Consider the following 13,835-nt stretch of genomic DNA (forward strand, 5'->3'; position numbering starts at 1 on the left):
CGAACACCGGCGACATATCGGCAACGATTCAACGTTACCGGTATTCGTACTGGGTATGCCGCGTTCCGGTACGACGCTGATTGAACAGATTCTGGCGGGGCACAGCCAAATCCACGGCGCGGGCGAACTGGGGGTGATTCCCGGCACGATCGCCAGGCTGGAGCGCTGGGAGCGTCATACGGGGTCAGGACACCATTATCCGGACTGTGTGGACGATCTGTCGGCCGATGTCGTGGCGGGTATCACCGCCAGCCTGCTCAAGGAACTGCGGGAAACCGTGCCCGAAAACGCTTCTGAGGTTCGGCATGTGGTGGACAAGCTGCCGCACAATTTCGAGAACATTGGTCTTATCAAGCTGCTGTTCCCGAACGCGCGGATAATCTCAGTGCGACGCGACCCGCGTGATATCGCTATCTCCAACTACTTCACCGACTACGCAGCCAAACATGGCGGTATGGGCTTCGCCTATGATTTGCAATGGATTGGTGAACAACTGGCCGACCACAATCTGTTGATGCACCACTGGAACCAGCTATTCCCCGGCGAAATTCTTGAGGTGCGCTACGAGGATGTCGTCTCTGACCCGGAGCGTGAGGCGCGCCGCATGCTCGCTTATTTGGGCGTGCAGTGGGAGCCGCAGGTGCTCGACACATCTGAACTGGACAGGCCGGTCAAGACTGCCAGTGTGTGGCAGGTGCGTCAGCCTATCTATCAGACCGCGCGCGAACGCTGGCGGCGTTATGCGGACTTTCTGGCGCCGCTTACCGCGGGAACCAATGCGAAGATCGTGCATGAACCTGTTGAGATGGTAAGCCTGCCAGTGCCGGGAATGCAGACCGAGGGTATCGTCTACTATCGTCAGGGAAAACTTGATGAAGCCGAGATGCTTTTCAGACGCCTGCTGCACCATCTGCCCGAACACGCTACCGCGCATTTCATGGTAGGCCTGATTTATGTTCGTAAGGGGCACCTGGCCGATGGCATCGGGCACATGGAAAAGGGACTCCAGGCCTGCCCATGGAATGCCAACTGGCGACGCGATCTGGCACAGGCCTACGAACTGGCAGGGCAACCGGAAAAAGCACAGGCGTTAAGGTCGCGCCACGTCAGCACGGATGACCGTGTGATGAGCGTAATAGACGTTGACCAGGATGACGCTGTTTCTCTGGATTTCTCCATTCGCACGTCCGCGACGCGGCCGTTTTAGTGAGCCGCGGCAGTAGCGCGAATATCTTATGGCGGAATGTCGCGCGCTGACGGCGTAAACGGGGCAGGGTATTGATATTGCGCGGACTTTACCGATAGTACTGAGAGGGCGGCAGACACCCGGATAGACCAGATGTCTACTTTCCGTTATCTCAGGATACAAAGCGGTCAACAAGCGTGGACATCGATTTTGACTGTGCGTCAAGCATTTGACTGGCGGTTGCCATCTGGGAAACCAGCGCCGCGTTTTGCTGAGTGACCTGCTCCAGTTGATTCAGTGCCTGATGCACTTGTGTTACGCCAAGCGATTGTTCATTGGCTGCGCGGGCGATATCACTGACATATTGCTTCATCCGCCCGGTCGTATCCGCCGCCGCTTTCAGTGCCGCCTCGGATGTCGAAACTCGTTGCACCCCTTCGCCAATGTTATTCATATTCTGATTAACCAACTCCCGAATCAGGCTGGCCTCTCTGGCACAGCGTTGGGAGAGATGACGCACCTCTGCCGCCACAACGGCGAAACCTTTGCCCAGTTCCCCCGCGCGGGCGGCTTCAACGGCGGCGTTTAGCGCCAGTAAGTTGGTTTGAAACGAGATCTCATCGATTGACGCCACAATCTGGAAAATATTGTCGCTGGACGAACGGATAGCCGCCATGCTCTGGCTGGCCTCATTGGAAACGCGGGTCGCATCCATGACATCATTTGCCATCGACTGGGTCAGTCGCTCCGCTTCGCTGGCGTTATGGGCCGTCTGGGAGATGGCCGTCGATATCTGTTCCATACTGGCGGCGGTTTCAACGATGGATGCTGCCTGCTCATCGGTACGCTGAGCCAGATCCTGGTTACCGTCGGTAATATCACTGCTGGCGTTACTGAGTATCAGCGCGCCCGATTTAATTTCCTGCACGATATGCTGAATGTTTTCGATTGCCTGATTGTAGGCGCGATTAAGAGCAGAGAGCTCGTCGCTACCCGGCACATCGAGGCGGCGGGTCAAATCGCCGTCCATCTCATTGATGGTTTTCAGTGTGTTGGTTAGTTGTTGTTGAATACTGCGCACCACCATCATGGCAAAGGCGATTGCAATAAGCAGGGCTACCAGACTGATCGCCAGAAAGGATTGCCAGTCAACACGTGCGTTATGGGCCAGCGCAGCCGAATGCGCGAGCAGGGTATCCGCCGCCTGGGTTTCTACCTGGCGAAGTATCTCAATGCGTTTGGTCTGGGCAGTAAACCAGTCCGTCGGTTTAACGCCAAACCCGCCTTCCTGCGCCTTATTAAAGGCAATCGCTCTCAGCTCAAGAGCGCGGGTGACTTCGGCCGACGCAAGGGCTTTATCCAGCTCCGCAGCCTGAGCTTCGCTACTAAAGCGGCGGGTGGCGGTCAGCCAGGCTTCTTGTTTACCTACCACATCGCTGAGCATACGAAATTGACCGTCGCTAAAACGATCAACAGAGAAGACATTGGTAAGCAGGGCGCGCTCGATGCCGGCCTGCTCCTTTAAATTCAGCAGGCTATAGAAGGCTGCCAGCTCATTCACCATTGGACCGGAGGCGCTTAACTGACCTATGCCACCAACGAAACTCAGCAGCCCGGAGATGGTCTGCGTATAGAACTGCGTCGACTTTGACGCCTCTATATTCAGCGCGCTTATCGCATTACGGGTGGCGTCGAGGGACTGAATACTCTCCTTAAACATCTTTAGCGGGGCGGCAATATTGCCCTTCGTTAAATTCGTATCCGTACTGGCTAGCGCCTGGTTCAACTTTACCAATGCGTCGTCAGTTAATTTCCGCTGCACGAGGATTTCATCGCGGAACTGCTGCCCACGCGCACCGATAAAACCGGCGCTCATTCCACGTTCACGTTGCAGTTGATGAACAACGTCTCCTGTGCTGCGGGCAAGCGTTGTTAACTGACCGATAGTGTCCATCTGTCGTTCGGTACCAATACGGCTGAGCATGCCTGAACCGGCAAACCATACCAGAGCAAGTAGCAGAGGGAATAACGCGATAAATAACTTCATTCTCATAGAAATACGATAAATCCATGACATATCGTTATTTTCCTTATTTGCTGTGTTGTCTTATAAGTGCTATCGGCACATTTCTGGCTAATCTTTACAACTTTATTATTATGAAAAACTGAATCGTTATTCATATAAGAGGGCGATGGTAAAGAGTGAATGCATAAGAGGCGTCACAGGTTTCAGGTATGTATTCTTCCTGCTCTTCGCTGCATGTGTGTTTTTGACGTTATTAGAACAGCTTTTTTCTCTCATGCTTTCGTGCTGGCGAAAAGATGCGGTTTAAGTATTTATTAACTGTTGTGCAGCGCTGCTTCAATTATGAAAGGGCTTATTTTTTTTGGCGACACAGTGAGGCTCACACTCCTTTTGCCTAGTATCTTCACCACCACTATGTTTTGCTTGAGTTAATTTGGCAGCAAATGCGGTATAGTATTCTTTTGCACTTCGTCTCAAAAATCAGAATTTAAGCTTATTCCGAAAATATATTATTCAGTAGTATATAAACAATTTTAACAATCTTATACCGTTACGCTATCCCATACATAATGTATCGTGGAGAGATAAATTATGCGGCTTGATGTGATAACTGATCATACCGAAATTGTGTTGAATCTTATGATGGACAAGGCCATCCGGGAATGTGACCCCGAGTATGGTCGGGTGGCTGCTACATGGTACACGATGGCAGAGGGGGCGCTGTTCCTCTGGCAGGAACTGGCGGAGTGTTGCACCGAAGTTTCGCAAGAAGAGAAAAATAAAATGGCATCCCGCCTTCACAGCATTATCAGTATGAATAGAGTACCTCTGCTCAAAAAAAAGGATGAGTAATGCATTGATTTTCTGAGTAAATGCATCTCTAAAAACTGTGTGTCGCCTGATTCTGGTTGGGAAGCCGACCGGGTGGGGTATTATCAGAAGAATGACGTTACCCCGACAGGGTGACGAAATATAATATACGTTCTTTCCTGCGATGCGTTTTTTTGATGCTATGTCAGATTGAATCTAAACCTTAGCCTACATTACTGCGCCCGGTTAATCTGTCCTCACCTGCAAAGCAGGCGAGGTGAATTCCGGGTGATTATTGTTCTGCAGCCTCTGTATTTTTCGCATGTATTTTTTTATTCGCTTCGCCACTTTCATTCAGTGCCTGACTGGCGGCTTTTTCGGCGTGTGCGGCACTATAGGCTGCAAGGTGTGAAATGACGATGGCGTAAATACTCATCAGCGAAACCCAGAGTATACTGTTTTTCCACCATAACAATGTTGGGATTGTCAGCACTGCCCAAATTAACGCCAAAAATAAATGTACTCTGGCCATAAATCGGGCTGTTAGTTTAACTTTCATCTTTACTCCTTATTTCTGTGCTCTATATTTGCCATCCCGGTAATATTTATAGCATTTGCCAGTTAACTGTTGAGCTTATTTTGTTACAGTTTGTACGCGAAAGAAATTAAGATAATTCCTCTGGAAAGTGTTTGGGCAAGCAATATAGTTTGAGAGTGAAGGGGGAATTACATCGGTGGAACCCGTCTGTGAAAAAAATCCAGACGGGAGAGATTCGTATGAAGTTAATACTTAAGTGTTATAAACTTTTCTGAACCCGCTTTATTTCCGGGACATACACCGGGCTTAAGCAAAGGCCGTTTTGTCTTGATTGTAAAGTTTACTGCAATGAGGGCACATCAATGACAAGCCTTTCTGGACTCGCGTAAAACTATGTTCTGACTGTTTGGTGCAGTGAGGGCAGGTACACTTGACGAGATAGTTGCGATTATTTTTTGAATCTTTGCGTTGTGGCATAGGGTCTTTCCTGATAAATGGGCTGTAACCATACACTATCCGGGCGCGCATTGCCCATAATCATTTTCGATCCCCCTAAGAGGGGATATTCGCTACGCTGGTCAGCGACACTTTGTTAAAGGTTAAAGCCTTCATCTCAAGGCGTCGCATGTCTTCACGTTAGAGGACATGATTGCGCACCAGCATCAGAAACGAGCCGCCGGGATGACAACATTAAATGAATACATATGAACGTAACGGGGAGAATGGACCAGGAAAATAAAACTTGCATAATAGGATATGACATGCCTTAATGAGTTGTCGGTTTGATACACAGACCAGTCCAAAGCATTCCGTTTTTTGCCCTCATTTTAAGTATCCTTAGATATCTCTTTTTTGAGTCTTCATTGAAAGTTATGCGATTATTCTGTAATCGGACCCTGCATGCCGAAAGGCTTACATTTATATAGGTAAAAAATTATGTCTTCAAAAACGACAGGTAACGTAAAGTGGTTCAACCCTGAAAAAGGTTTTGGTTTTATCACTCCCAAAGATGGTAGCAAAGATGTATTCGTGCATTTCTCTGCTATTCAAAGCAATGAATTTAAAACTCTTGAAGAAAATCAAGAAGTTGAATTCTCAGTCGAAAACGGTCCGAAAGGCCCTTCCGCTGTTAATGTAGTAGTACTTTAAGGACACTTTCACTATTTCTAATATTCATCTTCGTTGTCCAAAATGTCACGGCTCGCAATATCGTGTTTCGCATTTTGATGTAACAGAAACTAATCCATATGGCGCAAAATGTATTTTTTGCAAAACCGTAATGGTAACCAATGAACGTTACAATTTAGCGACAATGCATCCTGTGCCATTTGTCAGAAATATCACAGCATCGCATATCGCATAGATATTTCGCCTGCCTCACGTAATCAATTAAGGACCGACTTATGACATCAAAAGTTTTGGTTTTTTTCAACTCTCAGCCAGTCAAAGCTGTTGACAGAAATGCCAGCGATAAGACCGTTGATTGTGAATACCCTAACGGCGAGAAAGCGACCCTAAATATTATGCACGCAGGCGTTCACTCACTCACTGGTGATCATCTGGAGATTCGTGTCGCTACTGACCGACAGCTTTCATCGGATGACATTATGACCGCGGCCCAGAAATTTATCTAAACCGGCTGTTCACGTGCTGCCTCATCTCCGATTCTAAGCCCCAGAATTTGCTGGTTGTTTGCGATTTGTCTGCCAGCAAAAATACGGGGTTAGCGTATTGACGAGAACGTCACAGGGCGCATCCGGTGAATCTGATAATGAATACAACACTCGTTCCGCCTGAGAGCGTGTGAAAAGTTTACTGATTACCTAAATTCTCACCTGACAGATCAATGCTATTCATTTGCATGATCAGTTCTGCCATCGTTCTGGCGTCCATTTTTTCCATAACTCGTGAGCGGTGAACTTCCACCGTGCGCAATGCAATATTCATCTGCGAGGCGATATCCTTATTCATCATGCCTGCGGCTACGTAATGCGCCACGGCTTTTTCTTTGGGTGTCAGTTGGCCGTAACGCTGTTTAAGCTCCTGTATTTTCGCCAGACGCTCAGAGTGTTCGTAGCCTTTACTGATGGCCTCTTTTAGGGCATCAAGCGCGACAGGTTTTTGTAAAAAATCGACGGCACCCGACTGGATCTCTTTTACCGCCATTGGGATATCGCCATGGCCTGTCAGGAAAATAACGGCAAGGGTGCTGTTATCGTGACGCATAGCCTGAAACAGGCGATGCCCGTCCATGCCAGGCATCCGCATATCCAACAGCGCGACGCCCGTATCTTTAAGCGCGGCTTCGTGCAGAAAGCGCTCACTTTGGTTCCAGCACTGAACGGTGTATCCCAGGCTTTCCAGTAAAAAAGAGCATGAGCGGGTCACCGCTTCGTCATCATCCACTAAATGAATCATTTAAATCTTCTGTGTTATTGGTCTGTCGGAAAGGTCAGGGCCACGAGTAAACCATAACGCCCATCCGGGGCGCTGTGATTATTCACACTAATCTCACCATTGACGCTGCGCAGAAGACGCTGGCAAATGACGAGTCCCAGCCCCATCCCCCCTTTTTTGGTGGAGTGAAAAGGGCGAAACAGCGCCGAGAGCTGTTCCACTGACAGGCCGCCCGCGTTGTCCAGTAGCGTAATCTGCTGCTGTTGACCAACACGTTCCTCCGTTACCCAAAGGCGTGTGGCGCCTGCCTGGACCGCATTCAAAATGATATTTGCCAGTACCTGCTCCAGCAGGACCGGTGGCAGAGAAAGCGGCATAGGGCGCTTGATGTTTATCTCAACGAGCAGGTCGGGTGACGCTTTATCAAGCTGCAAAAGTCTGAGTACGTGTCGGAGCGTATCTGCGACATCACAGGGCGCATTTTCACTTTGCTGCTGCGGACTCGCCCATTCCCGTAAATGTTTGATGATAAGTCCACAACGTTCGGCCTGAGCATCGATGTGGTGTAGCGCCTCTTCTACGGCCTCTCTCTTTTCCGGCTGCGGGAGATAATTAAGCCCTCCCTGCGCATACATGCGGATTGCCGATAGCGGCTGGTTAAGCTCGTGTGCAAAACCGGAGGCCATCTCACCCAGTACGCTCATCTGTCGGGCCTGCTCCAGCGTCTGCTGTTGGGCGCGCAGCCGGGCGTTTGCCTGCTCCAGCGCTTTACCGCGCCGGTTTACCAGCACCATCACCCAACCATAATTGGCAACGAACAGCACTCCCAGCACAAGGATCAGCCCAATCATTAGCCTGTGCTGGCTCAGCCAGGCGATCAGGGTTTGCCCGATCCGCTGCTGCTCCGGGTGGCGGTTAAGTTCGCGAAGCAGGGCTTCGGTATCGCTGGTTGAGGCGGGTGCGCCCCAGCGCCAGGTACCGCTCTGGGGTGCCGTCAGCAACGCCTTTGCGACGGCATCGGCAACCCGGTCACCCACGCCGGGCAGGGCAGCGAACGACCAGTCAGGATAGAGTGCGGTACTGGTCAGACAGGGAAATGCGGACGGTTTTTGAAGCAGAACCCGAAAGGTGTTTTTCGCAATAAGACCTTCCGCGTCCATGTCTTCCAACAGGCACACGGGAACGATGGCAGCCTGAATGGCATCTTCGCGCAGCAAATAGAGCAGCGCATCGGCCGGAAAGCCCAAAAATCTCACCTTCACCTGATCGTCCACGCGTAACCCCGCATCCAGCAGTTCACGGTAACCCAGCAGATAGCCGCCAAAGGCCTGCGAATCGACTGCGCCCAGGGTTTGTCCGGCCAGATCCCGCGCGTGGGTGATGGGGCTATCACGGCGAACCAGAATGGCGCTGCCGGTGGCCATGCTCTCCCCGGCGGCCCCTTTCCCGGATCGTAGCGATGCCAGCCAGCGCAAATGATAGTGGCTATTTAGCTGCACAAACTGCGCCTGATTGGTGATGACAAACTGGACGCTTCCTGCGTTTACCGCCTCGCGCATCGCGTTGAGATCAAGGGGGAGCAGCCGAAAATGGGCATCCGCTACGGTGTCGTTAAGCGAGTCAATAAGCGGCTGCCAGTGACGTTGAGTTGCCGCTTCACCGCGCAATGCCAGGATGCCGATGGTCCAGTCAGCGGCGAGAAGAGGGGCGCTAAACCCGACGATAAACAGGCATAACAGGATTTTTGCGATGCGATCCATGCGACAAATGCCCCTTTTCGTTTGCGGTAGATCAAGCCCGCTTCGTTTATGTGGTTAACCACAATAGAGGGCGACCCGGCGGGATTTTTAGACTGTAACTAATCACATTTGGTTAGGTAATTCCATCCCTAATCTTTTCCTTAGCCGCGCACTGACTGGAGATCACTATGGACATCAGTAAGCGACATTTTTTGCAGCAATTGGGTGTTGTCACCGCCGGGGCATCACTGATACCGCTGGCGCAGGCGAGTCTCTCATTAAAGCCTGAACGGCACGAAGGCTCCGACAAGCAGCGTTACGCCATGCTTATTGATTTGCGCCGTTGCATTGGCTGCCAGTCCTGCACGGTGAGCTGTACCATAGAAAACCAGACCCCGCAGGGTGCTTTCCGCACCACGGTGAACCAGTATCAGGTGAAGCTCGCCGACAGCGACGAGGTGACCAACGTGTTGCTGCCGCGTCTGTGTAACCATTGTGACGATCCGCCCTGTGTGCCGGTTTGCCCGGTGCAGGCCACCTTTCAACGCAAGGACGGGATTGTGGTTATCGACAACACCCGCTGCGTGGGATGTGCCTACTGTGTGCAGGCCTGCCCGTATGATGCCCGCTTTATTAATCACACGACCCAGACGGCGGATAAATGCACCTTTTGCGCACACCGACTGGAGGTTGGGCTGCTCCCTGCCTGTGTGGAATCCTGCGTGGGTGGCGCGCGGATTATTGGCGATTTACACGATCCCAACAGTACGATCAGCACGCTGCTGGCGGCGCACCGGGACGAGATAAAAGTCCTCAAACCGGAGAATAACACCCACCCGCATGTCTTTTATCTGGGGCTCGATGACGCCTTTGTCTCCCCGTTGCAGGGGCGTGCGCAGCCCGCACTCTGGCAGGAGGTGGAAATATGTCACCCATGATCATTGACGAGGTACTGGCTCAGCCGCAGGACATTACCTGGCTTCCCTGGGCCGTACAGTATTTTTTCTTTATCGGTATCGCCTCGTGCGCGGTGCTGCTGGCCTGCGCGGCACGCTGGTCTCAGCATCGGTATCGCGAAGCGTTCGAGCGAATTTGCCTGTTCCTCGCTTTAACCTGCGGAATTGTCGCGCCGCTGGCGTTAACTGCCGATCTGCATCAGACCGCCCGTTTCTGGCACTTTTATGCCTGGCCGACGCCCTGGTCATGGATGCCCTGGGGCGCGCTGTTTTTGCCGCTGTTTACCGTGTTTGTTGGGCTGTGGTTTTTGCTTTTCCATCTGCGCGTGGTCACGGAACGCTTTACACCGTTGATGCGCTGGATTGCTCTCGCCGCGGCGCTGACGGCGGTCGGCTTGCTGCTCTATACCGGACGCGAAGTTTCGGTCGTGCAGGCCAGACCGATATGGTTCAGCTATGGGTATCCGCTGGTGATGTTTATAAGTGCGATAAGTGCGCTGCTGGCACTCCTCAGCCTGGCCCTGCATAAGCATCGCTATTGCGGCAAATTGCTGGCGAAAGGGCAGGTGGTAACGCTACTGCTGCTCGGGGCCGTGGCGCTGGTATGGCTGCTGGGGGATACGTTGTCGGGCGAGGCCCTCCGCCAGCAGTGGCGGCTTGCTACGGATATCCGTTTTTACATGCTGGTGATGATGACGTTGTGGGGTGTCGTAGTGGTACTGGCGCTCGCTGCGAACCGCTACGACTTTCCGTTATCACTGACACTGGCGAGCACGCTGCTGGTGGCGGCACTGTGCTGGACGTTGCGCTGGGCGCTGCTGATTGGCGGGCAAACGGTCCCGAAATACAACGCCCTGATTAACGACTACCACCTTCCCCCTGGGACCGACGGTCTGCTGGCCATTATTGGCACCTTCGGGCTGTGGTTCGCGCTCATGATAACCATCAGGGAATGCGTCAACTGGCTTTCAAGGAGGTTTCGTCATGTCTGAATTATCACGCCGTCAATGGCTAAAAATTGGGGTAGCTGTAGGGGGCTTTGCCGCGTTCGGTTTGAGCTATCGTGAGGTTGCAAAACGGGCCGTGGACGGGCTGGTCAATGGCACATCCGGGAAGGTGACGCGGGACAGGATCCACGGCAACGCTCTTGTTCCGGAAGGTAGCGCACATAGCGGCTGGCAGAGTAACCCCGATCAGGCGGTCTCCATGACCCAGTGTTTTGGATGCTGGACGCTGTGCGGCATTCGCGTGCGTGTGAACAGAGCAGAGAATAAAGTCCTACGCATCGCCGGAAACCCATGGCACCCGCTGTCACACGAGACGCCTTTTGACAGCATGATGCCGTTTTCCGAAGCGCTGCAAAAGATGGCGGGGGAAAGCGGGCTTGAATCGCGATCTACCGCCTGCGCGCGCGGCGCCACTCTGCTGGAGAGCCTGAACAGCCCGCTGCGTATCCTTACGCCGATGAAACGCGCCGGAAAGCGCGGGGAAGGCAAGTGGCAGCGCATCAGCTTTGAGCAATTGGTTAAAGAGGTGGTGGAGGGCGGTAATCTGTTTGGCGAAGGCCACGTCGACGGGCTGCGTACCATTCGTGATCTCAACACGCCCGTTGATGCGAAACATCCCGACTATGGCCCGAAGGCCAACCAGTTGCTGGTTACCAACACCAGCGATGAAGGTAGGGATGGCTTCCTGCGCCGTTTTGCGCTGAACAGTTTTGGCTCAAAGAACTTTGGCGCGCACGGTGCCTACTGTGGACTCTCTTATCGCGCCGGTTCTGGTGCGCTGATGGGCGATCTGGATAAAAATCCCCACGTTAAACCCGATTGGGAAAACGTCGAGTTTGCCCTTTTTATGGGGACATCTCCCGCACAATCCGGGAACCCCTTCAAACGCCAGGCGAGACAGCTTGCCAGCGCCCGCTTACGTAAAAGCTTTAACTACGTTGTGGTGTCTCCCGCGCTGCCCCTGACCACGGTACTGGCTGATGACCATGGCCACTGGTTGCCGATAAAACCGGGGACCGATTCTGCGCTGGCGATGGCTATGATCCGCTGGATTATTGATAACGAACGCTATGTGGCCGCGTACCTGATGCTGACCAGCCGGGAAGCGATGACGCGCGCCGGAGAAAAAAGCTGGAGCAATGCCACCTGGCTGGTTATTACCGATGAACACCATCCGCTGAGCGGACAGCACCTGAGCGTAACCCATCTCAATGGCGGCGACGGGCAGGCAGATGAACCGCTGGTGGTGAACGAGGCGGGAGAGCTGGTACCCGTCAGCCAGTGCGATCGCGGGACGTTGCGGGTATCGCAGACGGTCACGCTGCACGATGGCGCTACGGTTACGGTGAAAAGTAGCTTTCAATGCCTGACTGAATCGGCCCACCGTTTCACGCTGGAGCAATACAGCATGGAATGCGGCGTGCCGGTTAAACAGATTCATGCGCTGGCGAAAGCGTTTACCGATCACGGGCGTAAGGCAGCGGTGGTGACCCATGGCGGGATGATGTCCGGCAACGGTTTTTATAATGCCTGGGCGGTGATGATGCTCAATGTGCTGCTGGGCAATATGAGTCTGAGTGGCGGCGTATTTGTTGGTGGGGGTAAATTCAACGGCGAGATTAACGGGCCGTGCTACAACATCGAACAATTTCCCGGCAAGATCGCGCCTAAAGGGCTCAATATCGCTCGCAGTAAAGCCGACTACGCCAAATCCGATGAGTATCAGGCAAAAGTTGCCGTCGGTCAGTCACCGTGGCCCGCCAATGCGCCGTGGTACCCGTTTGTTGCCGGGCAACTGACAGAACTTTTACCCTCCGCGCTGGAGGGCTATCCCTATCCATTAAAAGCGTGGATTTCAAATATGACCAATCCGCTGTACGGCGTGCCCGGTCTGCGCACGGTCATTGAAGAGCGGCTAAAAGATCCGCAACGTCTGCCGCTGTTTATCGCCATCGATGCTTTTATGAATGAGACCACTGCGCTGGCGGATTATATCGTGCCGGATACCCATAACTTTGAAAGCTGGGGATTCAGCGCTCCCTGGGGGGGCGTGGCGAGTAAAACCGCAACGGCGCGCTGGCCTGTTGTCGCTCCCGCGACCGCCAAAACGCTACAGGGTGACCCGGTATCCATGGAATCCTTCTGTATTGCGGTGGCTAAACGAATGCAGTTGCCGGGATTTGGCGAGAAAGCGATACCGGATGCGCAAGGGGTGATGCATGACCTGAATCGCGCGGAGGATTACTACCTGCGCGTGGCGGCCAATATTGCTTTTGCCGGGCAGAAACCGCTGCCGCCGGCTGGCGAGCAGGATGTGGCGCTGTCCGGCGTTGAGCGCATATTTCCGGCAATAAAGCGTACGTTGAAATCAGAAGAGGCATTGCTCGTTGCCTTTCTCTACAGCCGGGGAGGGCGTTTTGCGCCCGATGCCTCAGGGCGTAAAGAGGGGATGGTCGGCGGTGAATGGGCCAGGCCGCTGCAGATCTGGAACGCCCAGGTGGCGGCCTTCAGATATGCCATGACCGGCGAGCGATTCAGCGGCTGCCCGACCTGGTATCCCGCGCGGTTGTCCGATGGGCGGGCGCTGGATGAGGTCTTCCCGCAGACAACATGGCCGATGAAACTGATGTCTTTTAAATCAAACCTGATGAGTAGCTCCACGACAGTTGTGGAGCGGCTGCATCACGTTAAGCCGATGGGGCTGGTGGCTATTCATCCCGACGATGGCAAACGTTTTGGGTTACAGCATGGCGACAAGGCAAAGATAACGACGCCGGGAGGCAGTGTGGAGGCGCGGGTGAGTTTGCTCTCAGGCGTGATGCCGGGTGTGATTGCTATGGAACATGGGTATGGACATACGGAGATGGGGGCGCGTCAGCACTGGCTTGACGGTGAACCGCTGGCGCATAAAAGCCAGATAGCATCCGGCGTCAATCTCAACGATTTGGGTTTTGCCGATCCCACCCGCAAGGTGCCCGGCCCCTGGCTTGACTGGGTAACCGGGTCGTCCGTGCGTCAGGGACTACCGGCTTTTATTAAAAAAGTATGATGGAAGCTGGCCCCGGTGCGGGGCCAGCGTTTAGCGTGTTGTAGACATTCCCCTCGCAACACCGTCATTACATTGAAAAAAATATGTGACGGATTTCTCTCTTTTTAATTTTTTTTAAGAAAGCTAA

13 protein-coding genes are annotated in these 13,835 nt (G+C 53.1%); 8 read left to right on the forward strand and 5 right to left on the reverse strand.

Going from position 1 to position 13,835, the window contains the following annotated elements:
• Positions 1 to 55: 55 nt before the first annotated feature.
• Positions 56 to 1,207, forward strand: a complete 1,152-nt coding sequence (locus tag ACS0RQ_RS07700) for a sulfotransferase (protein WP_499079298.1) — start codon at positions 56 to 58, stop codon at positions 1,205 to 1,207.
• A gap of 151 nt (positions 1,208 to 1,358) precedes the next feature.
• Here ACS0RQ_RS07700 and ACS0RQ_RS07705 read toward each other — a convergent pair whose 3' ends face one another.
• Complete coding sequence (locus ACS0RQ_RS07705; RefSeq protein WP_271850080.1) at positions 1,359 to 3,263, reverse strand: methyl-accepting chemotaxis protein; 1,905 nt, start codon at positions 3,261 to 3,263, stop codon at positions 1,359 to 1,361.
• 540 nt (positions 3,264 to 3,803) lie between these two features.
• On the opposite strand from ACS0RQ_RS07705, the gene ACS0RQ_RS07710 reads away from it, so the two are divergent.
• Positions 3,804 to 4,064 (forward strand): hypothetical protein, encoded by a 261-nt coding sequence (locus ACS0RQ_RS07710; RefSeq protein WP_271850081.1) that lies wholly within the window; start codon positions 3,804 to 3,806, stop codon positions 4,062 to 4,064.
• Between the two features lie 250 nt (positions 4,065 to 4,314).
• On the opposite strand, the gene ACS0RQ_RS07715 is transcribed toward ACS0RQ_RS07710, so the two are convergent.
• Together ACS0RQ_RS07715 and ACS0RQ_RS07720 are read right to left on the reverse strand one after the other, a co-directional pair.
• Positions 4,315 to 4,581 (reverse strand): monooxygenase, encoded by a 267-nt coding sequence (locus tag ACS0RQ_RS07715; protein ID WP_271850082.1) that lies wholly within the window; start codon positions 4,579 to 4,581, stop codon positions 4,315 to 4,317.
• Between the two features lie 285 nt (positions 4,582 to 4,866).
• Positions 4,867 to 5,088: a YnfU family zinc-binding protein gene (locus ACS0RQ_RS07720; RefSeq protein WP_334312459.1), complete on the reverse strand. Its 222-nt coding sequence runs from the start codon at positions 5,086 to 5,088 to the stop codon at positions 4,867 to 4,869.
• A 408-nt stretch (positions 5,089 to 5,496) separates the two neighbouring features.
• Here ACS0RQ_RS07720 and cspE point away from each other — a divergent pair, with 408 nt between their 5' ends.
• From cspE to ACS0RQ_RS07735, 3 genes are read left to right on the forward strand one after another with little or no spacing between them, the layout of a single operon-like run.
• On the forward strand, positions 5,497 to 5,709 hold the full coding sequence (cspE, locus tag ACS0RQ_RS07725; RefSeq protein ID WP_039079815.1) for a transcription antiterminator/RNA stability regulator CspE: 213 nt from the start codon (positions 5,497 to 5,499) through the stop codon (positions 5,707 to 5,709).
• A 13-nt stretch (positions 5,710 to 5,722) separates the two neighbouring features.
• Positions 5,723 to 5,923 (forward strand): cold shock small protein YmcF, encoded by a 201-nt coding sequence (gene ymcF / locus ACS0RQ_RS07730; RefSeq protein WP_075203676.1) that lies wholly within the window; start codon positions 5,723 to 5,725, stop codon positions 5,921 to 5,923.
• Positions 5,924 to 5,963: 40 nt separating this feature from the next.
• Entirely contained in the window at positions 5,964 to 6,194 is a 231-nt protein-coding gene (locus tag ACS0RQ_RS07735) for a hypothetical protein (protein WP_039079816.1), read from the forward strand.
• 178 nt (positions 6,195 to 6,372) lie between these two features.
• Here ACS0RQ_RS07735 and ttrR read toward each other — a convergent pair whose 3' ends face one another.
• Positions 6,373 to 6,978: a tetrathionate respiration response regulator TtrR gene (gene ttrR, locus ACS0RQ_RS07740; RefSeq protein WP_271850083.1), complete on the reverse strand. Its 606-nt coding sequence runs from the start codon at positions 6,976 to 6,978 to the stop codon at positions 6,373 to 6,375.
• A gap of 14 nt (positions 6,979 to 6,992) precedes the next feature.
• Positions 6,993 to 8,717 carry a tetrathionate respiration histidine kinase TtrS gene (gene ttrS, locus ACS0RQ_RS07745; protein ID WP_271850084.1) on the reverse strand — a complete coding sequence of 575 codons (1,725 nt, stop codon included), beginning with the start codon at positions 8,715 to 8,717 and terminating at the stop codon, positions 6,993 to 6,995.
• A 167-nt stretch (positions 8,718 to 8,884) separates the two neighbouring features.
• Between ttrS and ttrB the strand changes: the two genes are divergently transcribed.
• Genes ttrB through ttrA form a run of 3 tightly spaced genes read left to right on the forward strand, consistent with a single transcriptional unit; the run spans position 8,885 to position 13,708 of the window.
• On the forward strand, positions 8,885 to 9,634 hold the full coding sequence (gene ttrB / locus ACS0RQ_RS07750; RefSeq protein WP_132439030.1) for a tetrathionate reductase subunit TtrB: 750 nt from the start codon (positions 8,885 to 8,887) through the stop codon (positions 9,632 to 9,634).
• Positions 9,631 to 10,644, forward strand: a complete 1,014-nt coding sequence (gene ttrC / locus ACS0RQ_RS07755; RefSeq protein ID WP_420372499.1) for a tetrathionate reductase subunit TtrC — start codon at positions 9,631 to 9,633, stop codon at positions 10,642 to 10,644. The genes ttrB and ttrC overlap by 4 nt, the downstream gene beginning before the upstream one ends.
• On the forward strand, positions 10,637 to 13,708 hold the full coding sequence (gene ttrA, locus ACS0RQ_RS07760) for a tetrathionate reductase subunit TtrA (RefSeq protein WP_334632446.1): 3,072 nt from the start codon (positions 10,637 to 10,639) through the stop codon (positions 13,706 to 13,708). The genes ttrC and ttrA overlap by 8 nt, the downstream gene beginning before the upstream one ends.
• The last annotated feature ends 127 nt before the right edge of the window (positions 13,709 to 13,835 follow it).

This window comes from Phytobacter diazotrophicus (assembly GCF_052061655.1).
Lineage (GTDB): Bacteria > Pseudomonadota > Gammaproteobacteria > Enterobacterales > Enterobacteriaceae > Phytobacter > Phytobacter diazotrophicus.